Genomic DNA, 7,058 nt, shown 5'->3' with positions numbered 1-7,058 from the left:
GTACCCGCCCTCCCCCGGGCCCGACCGGCCGACGCCGGCCGCCGGTTCGGCGAGCGGCTGAGCGGCGAGGCCACGGACGGGTCGCCCAGCCCGGCGACGCGCGGTCCGTGCCGATCCGCCTGACTTCCGGGAAATCTCCGCAACTTCCCTGAACACGGCGGCGATCCGCCCTGTCGCCAGCCCCCGGTCCGTGCGGCAAGATGACCCGATGGGACGGGCACGCTGCTCCGGGGCATCCCGGTGCCGGGGTCCGGCCCGCCCGAAAGAACAAAGGAGACGCGGGTGGACGCGGACGACGGACGCAGGGTCACCATCAGCGCCATCGCGCGCGAGGCCGGAGTCTCGGTGCCGACCGTGTCCCGGGTGCTCAACGGCCGCTCGGACGTGGCCCCCGGCACCCGGGAACGGGTCGAGGAGTTGCTGCGCCACCACGGCTACCGGCGTCGCGCCAGCCGCACCGTGCAGCCCGCCGGGCTGGTCGACCTGGTCTTCAACGACCTGGACAGCCCGTGGGCCGTGGAGATCATCCGCGGGGTCGAGGACGTCGGGCACGCCGCCGGCGTGGGCACCGTGGTCTCCGCGATACACCGACAGTCGACCGCCGCCCGGCAGTGGCTGCAGAACCTGCGCGCCCGGGCCACCGACGGCGTCATCTTCGTGACCTCGCACGTCAGCCCGCCGCTCTACGCGCAGCTGCGGCGGCTCAACGTGCCCGTGGTGGTGGTCGACCCGGCCGGCGTGCCCGCCATCGACGTGCCGACCATAGGAGCCACCAACTGGGCCGGCGGGCTCGCCGCGACCGAGCACCTGCTCTCGCTCGGGCACCGGCGGATCGGGTTCGTGGCCGGTCCGACGCACCTGCTGTGCAGCCGGGCCCGTCTGGACGGCTACCGCGCCGGGCTGGAGGCCGCCGGCGTGCCGCTGGAGGAACACCTGCTCCGACCCGGCGACTTCTACCATGCGTCCGGCTTCGCCGCCGGGTCCTCGTTGCTGGACCTCGACGAGCCGCCGACGGCGATCTTCGCGGCTAGTGACCAGATGGCGTTCGGCGTCTACGAGGCGATCCGGCAACGCGGCCTGCTGGTCCCGGGCGACGTCAGCGTGGTCGGCTTCGACGACCTGCCCGAGGCGCGGTGGGCGTCACCGCCGCTGACCACGGTGCGGCAACCGCTGGTCGAGATGGGTCGGCTGGCCGCGCGGACCGTCCTGCGGCTCGCCCAGGGCGAAGCCATCGACTCCCCCCGGGTGGAGCTCGCCACCGAACTGGTGGTCCGCGACAGCACGGCGGCACCGCCGGTCAGGTCGTCGCGGGCGTCGTGACGGCCGACCCGCACCGGCGGCCGCCCCGACCGCTTCCGGTCCGGGCCCGAGAATTCCAGAGACATCCGGCCGGAAACACTCCCCCGGGGACGGGTGGCGCGGCCATAGCCGTACGGTCTCGCGCCGGCGGCCCGCCGCCGCACCGCCCGCAAGCGCCGCGCCGACCGGATCGGTTCCCGGTCGGCGCGGCGCGAAGGTGAGCCGTCAGCGGTGGTGGTGCCGCAGGGCCTTGCGGATGTCGACCGGTAGCGCGGGCGCGCCGTCGACGGGCGCCGGGTCGTCGTCGGTCGGGGCCACTCCCCCCGCCGCGATCCGGTCGAGCGTGGCCAGCCCGGCCCGGTCCACCGAGCCGAAGACGGTGTAGTTCGGACGCAACGCCGAGTCGGCGTAGACCAGGAAGAACTGGCTGCCGTTGGTGTCCGGACCGGCATTCGCCATGGCGAGCGTGCCCCGGGCGTAGAGCCGGCGCTCGCCCGTCGGGTCCGTCGGCGCCGGCGGCAGGTCGGTCGGCAACTCGTCGGCGTAGCGGTAGCCGGGCCCGCCCGAACCGGTTCCGGACGGATCCCCGCACTGCAACACGCTGAGCGTGGGGTACGCGGTCAGCCGGTGGCAGGAGGTCCGGTCGTAGAAGCGGTGGCGGGTGAGGTGCAGGAAGCTTTGCACCGTGCACGGCGCCGCCGCCCGGTCCAGGAGCAACCCGATCGGGCCGTGGTTGGTCCACAACGTGACCCGGACGGTGCCCCGGTCCGGCGTACGTCGCGGGTCGGGCGGCAGCGGGACCGGCCGGGCCGCTGGCTCCTCCGGCGTGGCGAGATAGCCGCACGGGCCGTGGGTGCCCCCCGATCCGGCCGGGGCGACCGCCGGGGCGGGTGCGGCCACCGCGGCGACGCCGGTGGCGGCGACCAGCGCCCCGGCGAGCAGCGCCACGCTGGCGAGGCGGGTCAGCGTACGGGTGGGGCGGCGCGGGTCGGCAATGGACTGCGGTCGAGGTTCACGCGACACGGGGATCCTCCTGGACTCGTGGTACCGGAGCGACCGGAGTCTATGGACCCCGTCGGCGCTTGTCGATCCGTGGGTGGGCGACCGGCGGCTGGTCCGCCCGGGTCAGGGCGCGTGCCGGCGGGTGGGCCGGCGGCGCCACACCAGCCCGGCGAGCAGCAGGACCACCGCGGCGCCGCCCAGCCATGCCGCCGCCCGGAAACCCGACGTTCCGCCGCCGACCGGACCGCTCGCGGCTGCCGGTCGCGCCTGCCCGGGGGCGGCCGGGGAGGACGGCGAGGACGGGGTGGCCGTCGGCGTGGCGGAAAATTCCCCGGGCTCGACCAGCCGGCCGACCGAGGCCGACCGGGACAGCGTGAACCCCCAGTCGAGCAACGCCGCGCCCTGCTCCCAGCCACGCATCGGCTGCGGCTCGCCGCCCAGCAGCGTGACCACCAGCCGGCGACCGTCGCGCTCGGCGGCGCCGACGTAGGTGTGCCGGGCCAGGTCGGTGAAGCCGGTCTTGCCACCCAACGCACCCGGGTACTGGTAGATCAACTGGTTCTCGTTCTGGATCTCGAAGCCCTTGGTCCGCTTCGCCGGCTGGGCCGGGATCCGGGTCCGCTCGGTGAGCGCGTACCGACGGAAGTTGGCGTCGGCGAAACAGACGCGGGCGATCAGGGCCAGGTCGTACGCGCTGGTGAACTGCCCACGCCCGTCGAGCCCGGAGGGGGTGACCGCGTGCGTCTGAAGCGCGCCGAGCCGGCGTGCGTACTCGTTCATCGCCCGCACCCCGCCGGCCGCGGAGTCGGCGCCCCCGCCCAGCCGGGCCAGCACGTTCGCCGCCTCGTTGCCCGAGTTGAGCAGCAGCCCCAACCAGACCGTCTCGACGCTGTACCGGCCCCCTTCGACCAGACCGACCGCCGACGACCCGGGCTCGATGTCCATGTCCGCCTCGGTGACCGTGACGACCTGCTTCGGGTCCAGCCGCGGCAGCATCGTGGCGGCCAGCAGCAGCTTCTGCACGCTGGCCGGGGTCCCGTACTCGTGCGGGCCGCAGCCGCCGAGCACCTGCCCGGTGTCCAGGTCGGCGACGAGCCAGGAGGTGGCGGTGATCTTCGGCGGCGCGGGCGACCCGGCCGGCACGACCAGCCCGGCGGTGTCCAACTCCGGCCCGCCCACGACCCGGTCCTCGGGAACCACCGGCGGCGGGGACGGGCGCGGGGGCCGGGAAACCGCGGGCGCCGCCACCCGTGGGCAGGGCACGGTCTGCGCCGCGCCGCCTCGCCCCGCCCACCCGGCGGCCGGAGCGGCACGGACGGCGGCCGGAACGGTCACGCCGGTGGAGAGCAGGACGGCGGTCGCCGTGGTCGCCAGCAACCGGACAGTCATGCCAAGCACCCTAATCCGGGACGATATCCCGCCGGGCGGGGACCTCGGTTCCGACCGGTCCGGGGCCGGCTGCCCCGGCGGACGCCCGGTGGCGCAGGTAGTCGTGCAGCGCGGCGCTTCCCCGCAACCGCCGAAGGCTGCGGGCGTGCAGCTCCTGCTCACGACGGCCCAGCTCGGCACGGACCCGTTGGGCACTGCCGGTGGTCCGCAGCTCGCCCAGCACCGCCTCGATGATCTCGAACGGGTAGGCGCCCCGGCGCAGCAGCGCCACGACCTGCGCGGCGCGCAGCTCGGCTTCGTCGTACACCCGGTACTTCGTGCCCGGCGTGCGGCCCGGCCGGAGCAGGCCGCGCTCCTCCCACAGCCGCAGCTGAGAGGTTCGGACTCCGACCAGCGCGGCGACCTCGCCGATGCGGGTGCCGCGGCGGGGCGCCGGGCGGGCCGCCGGCGGGCTGGCCAGCACGGTCTCGAAGGCGCCGAGCACCCGGCGGATCTCGGCACGCTCCCGGTCCAGCTCGGCGTGGCCGCCGTCGAGCGCCGCGAGGGCCGTCGGCAGGTCACCCCGGTGAACCGCCGCCATGATCTCGCGGGTACGGCTCCAGCCGTGCCCCTCGGCCAGCCGCCGCGCCACGGTCAGCGCCCGCGCGTGCTCGGTCGTGAAGATCCGGTAGCCGCTCTCGGTGCGCCGCACCGGCGGGAGCACGCCCACCTCGACGTAGTTGCGCACCTGCTGCACCGAGAGCCCGACGGTGGCGGCCAGGTCCACCGCCCGTAGGCGGTCCTTCGGCGCGGTGTCCACGCCGGCCACCGTACCGTTTGCGACGTGATTTGAGACTTTGCGGGGCGTCCCGGCGCGGGTCGCAGCCAAATCTCGGCACAAGCCTCTACGTGGGGATGAATGGGACAATGTAATCCGTCAGCTCGGCGGGGGCCTCCTCGCCACGATCTCGTGAAGGGTTCGCATGTCGCAGCCAGCATGGTCCGTCGCCGACAGCCACGACATGATCGAGGTACGCGGAGCGCGGGAGAACAACCTCGCCGGCGTCTCGGTCGACATCCCCAAGCGCCGGTTGACCGTCTTCACCGGTGTCTCCGGCTCGGGCAAGTCGTCGCTCGTCTTCGGCACCATCGCCGCCGAGTCCCAGCGCCTGATCAACGAGACCTACAGCGCCTTCCTCCAGTCGTTCATGCCCAACCTCAACCGGCCGGACGTCGACTCCCTGCGCAACCTCGGCGCGGCCATCGTGGTCGACCAGGAACGGATGGGCGTCAACTCCCGCTCCACCGTGGGCACCGCCACCGACGCGTACGCCATGCTCCGGATCCTCTTCAGCCGGCTCGGCCAACCGTCGGTGGGCGGCGCGGGCGCCTTCAGCTTCAACCTGCCCGAGGGCATGTGCCCGACCTGCGAAGGGCTGGGCCGGGTCTCCGACCTCGACGTCAACGAGCTGGTGGACGTCGAACGCTCGCTCAACGACGGCGCGATCACCGTGCCCAACTTCGCGGTCGACTCCTGGTACTGGCAGACCATCGTCTCCTCCGGCCTGTTCGACCCCGACGTCAAGCTCCAGGACTACACGCCCTCCCAATGGGAGGACTTCCTCTACAAGCCGGCCACGAAAATCAAGATGGGCAGCAACAACTGGACGTACGAGGGTCTGGCGGTCAAGGTCAAGCGGCTCTACCTCGCCAAGGACCGCGAGTCGATGCAGGGGCACATCCGGGCCTTCGTCGACCGGGCGGTCACCTTCACCACCTGCGCGGCCTGCGGCGGCACCCGGCTCAACGCGGCCGCCCTGTCATCGCGGATCGCCGGCCGCACCATCGCGGACTGCTCGGCCATGCAGATCAGCGACCTGGCCGAGTTCGTCCGATCCGTCGACGACCCGGGGGTGGCGCCGCTGATCGCCAACCTGCGGGACCTGCTGGACTCGCTGGTCGAGATCGGTCTCGGCTACCTCAGCCTGGACCGTGAGTCGGCCACCCTCTCCGGTGGTGAGGCGCAGCGGGTGAAGATGGTCCGCCATCTCGGCTCCAGCCTCTCCGACGTCACGTACGTCTTCGACGAGCCGACCGTCGGCCTGCACCCGCACGACATCGCCCGGATGAACGACCTGCTGCTGCGACTGCGGGACAAGGGCAACACCGTGCTGGTGGTCGAGCACAAGCCGGAGACCATTGCCATCGCCGACCACGTGGTCGACCTCGGGCCGGGCGCCGGCGCCCACGGCGGCCGGATCTGCTTCACCGGCGACGTTCCCGGCCTGCGCCGCTCCGGCACACTCACCGGCCGGCACCTGGACCACCGGGTGACCCTGCGCGACGAGGTACGCCCACCCACCGGGCACCTCGCCATCCGCCAGGCCGACCTGCACAACCTGCGCGACGTGGACGTGGACATCCCGCTCGGGGTGCTCACCGTCGTCACCGGCGTGGCGGGCTCCGGCAAGAGCTCACTGATCCACGGGTCCCTGCGCGGCCGGGCCGGGGTCGTGATCGTGGACCAGTCCGCGATCCGCGGGTCGCGACGCAGCAACCCGGCCACCTACAGCGGGCTGCTCGACCCGATCCGTGCCGCCTTCGCCAAGGCCAACGGGGTAAAGGCGGCCCTGTTCAGCGCCAACTCCGAGGGCGCCTGCCCGGCCTGCAAGGGGATCGGGCTGATCTACACGGACCTGGCGATGATGGCCGGCGTCGCGAGCATCTGCGAACGGTGCGAGGGCCGACGGTTCACTGACGAGGTGCTCACGTACACGCTGCGCGGCAGGAACATCAGCGAGGTGCTGGCCATGTCGGTCACCGAGGCCCACGCGTTCTTTCCCAGCGGGCCCGCGCACCTCATCCTCGGCCGGCTGGTCGACGTCGGGCTGGGCTACCTCAGCCTCGGCCAGCCGCTGACCACCCTCTCCGGTGGGGAGCGGCAACGGCTCAAGCTCGCCATCCACCTGGCCGAAAAGACCAGCACGTACGTGTTGGACGAGCCCACCACCGGCCTGCACCTGGCCGACGTGGACCAGCTGCTGGCCCTGCTGGACCGGATGGTCGACGCCGGCAACACGGTGATCGTCATCGAGCACCACCAGGCGGTCATGGCGCACGCGGACTGGCTCATCGACCTGGGGCCGGGCGCCGGGCACGACGGCGGTCGAGTCGTCTTCACCGGCACACCGGCCGACCTGGTCGCCCGAGGCGACACGCTCACCGCCGATCACCTGCGCGAATACGTCACCGAACCAGCGTTGACCACCCAGGCGTAGGTTCGCCCGCCGCCTCCGCGGCGGGTCGGCGCTCGACGGGGTCAGCGCGGCGAGTCAGCGCGGGACAGGCGACCGCCCGCCGGCCCGCCGGCCCGGCGGGCGGTCGCCTGT

The 7,058-nt window shown here is 73.3% G+C and carries 5 protein-coding genes; 2 read left to right on the top strand and 3 right to left on the bottom strand.

Annotation, left to right across the window (positions count from 1 at the left end):
* The first annotated feature begins 282 nt into the window (after positions 1-282).
* On the top strand, positions 283-1,320 hold the full coding sequence (locus tag EAD98_RS18535; RefSeq protein WP_121655318.1) for a LacI family DNA-binding transcriptional regulator: 1,038 nt from the start codon (positions 283-285) through the stop codon (positions 1,318-1,320).
* Between the two features lie 204 nt (positions 1,321-1,524).
* Here EAD98_RS18535 and EAD98_RS18530 read toward each other — a convergent pair whose 3' ends face one another.
* The 3 genes from EAD98_RS18530 to EAD98_RS18520 form a co-directional block, all read right to left on the bottom strand.
* Positions 1,525-2,322 carry a peptidylprolyl isomerase gene (locus tag EAD98_RS18530; RefSeq protein WP_233583878.1) on the bottom strand — a complete coding sequence of 266 codons (798 nt, stop codon included), beginning with the start codon at positions 2,320-2,322 and terminating at the stop codon, positions 1,525-1,527.
* Between the two features lie 102 nt (positions 2,323-2,424).
* Positions 2,425-3,690 (bottom strand): D-alanyl-D-alanine carboxypeptidase family protein, encoded by a 1,266-nt coding sequence (locus tag EAD98_RS18525; RefSeq protein ID WP_121655317.1) that lies wholly within the window; start codon positions 3,688-3,690, stop codon positions 2,425-2,427.
* Positions 3,691-3,700: 10 nt separating this feature from the next.
* Entirely contained in the window at positions 3,701-4,489 is a 789-nt protein-coding gene (locus tag EAD98_RS18520; RefSeq protein WP_121655319.1) for a MerR family transcriptional regulator, read from the bottom strand.
* Between the two features lie 163 nt (positions 4,490-4,652).
* Here EAD98_RS18520 and EAD98_RS18515 point away from each other — a divergent pair, with 163 nt between their 5' ends.
* Positions 4,653-6,947, top strand: a complete 2,295-nt coding sequence (locus EAD98_RS18515) for an excinuclease ABC subunit UvrA (RefSeq protein WP_121655316.1) — start codon at positions 4,653-4,655, stop codon at positions 6,945-6,947.
* Positions 6,948-7,058 lie beyond the last annotated feature (111 nt).

The organism is Micromonospora sp. CV4 (assembly GCF_003667455.1).
Lineage (GTDB): Bacteria > Actinomycetota > Actinomycetes > Mycobacteriales > Micromonosporaceae > Micromonospora.
Note: the sequence above shows the minus strand (reverse complement) of the source record. Positions and strands in the feature narration are given on the sequence as shown.

Bases quoted from the DNA above. Each gene is read 5' to 3' on its own strand.
- EAD98_RS18525 (WP_121655317.1), bottom strand. From the start codon at position 3,690: ATGACTGTCCGGTTGCTGGCGACCACGGCGACCGCCGTCCTGCTCTCC.
- EAD98_RS18515 (WP_121655316.1), top strand. From the start codon at position 4,653: ATGTCGCAGCCAGCATGGTCCGTCGCCGACAGCCACGACATGATCGAG.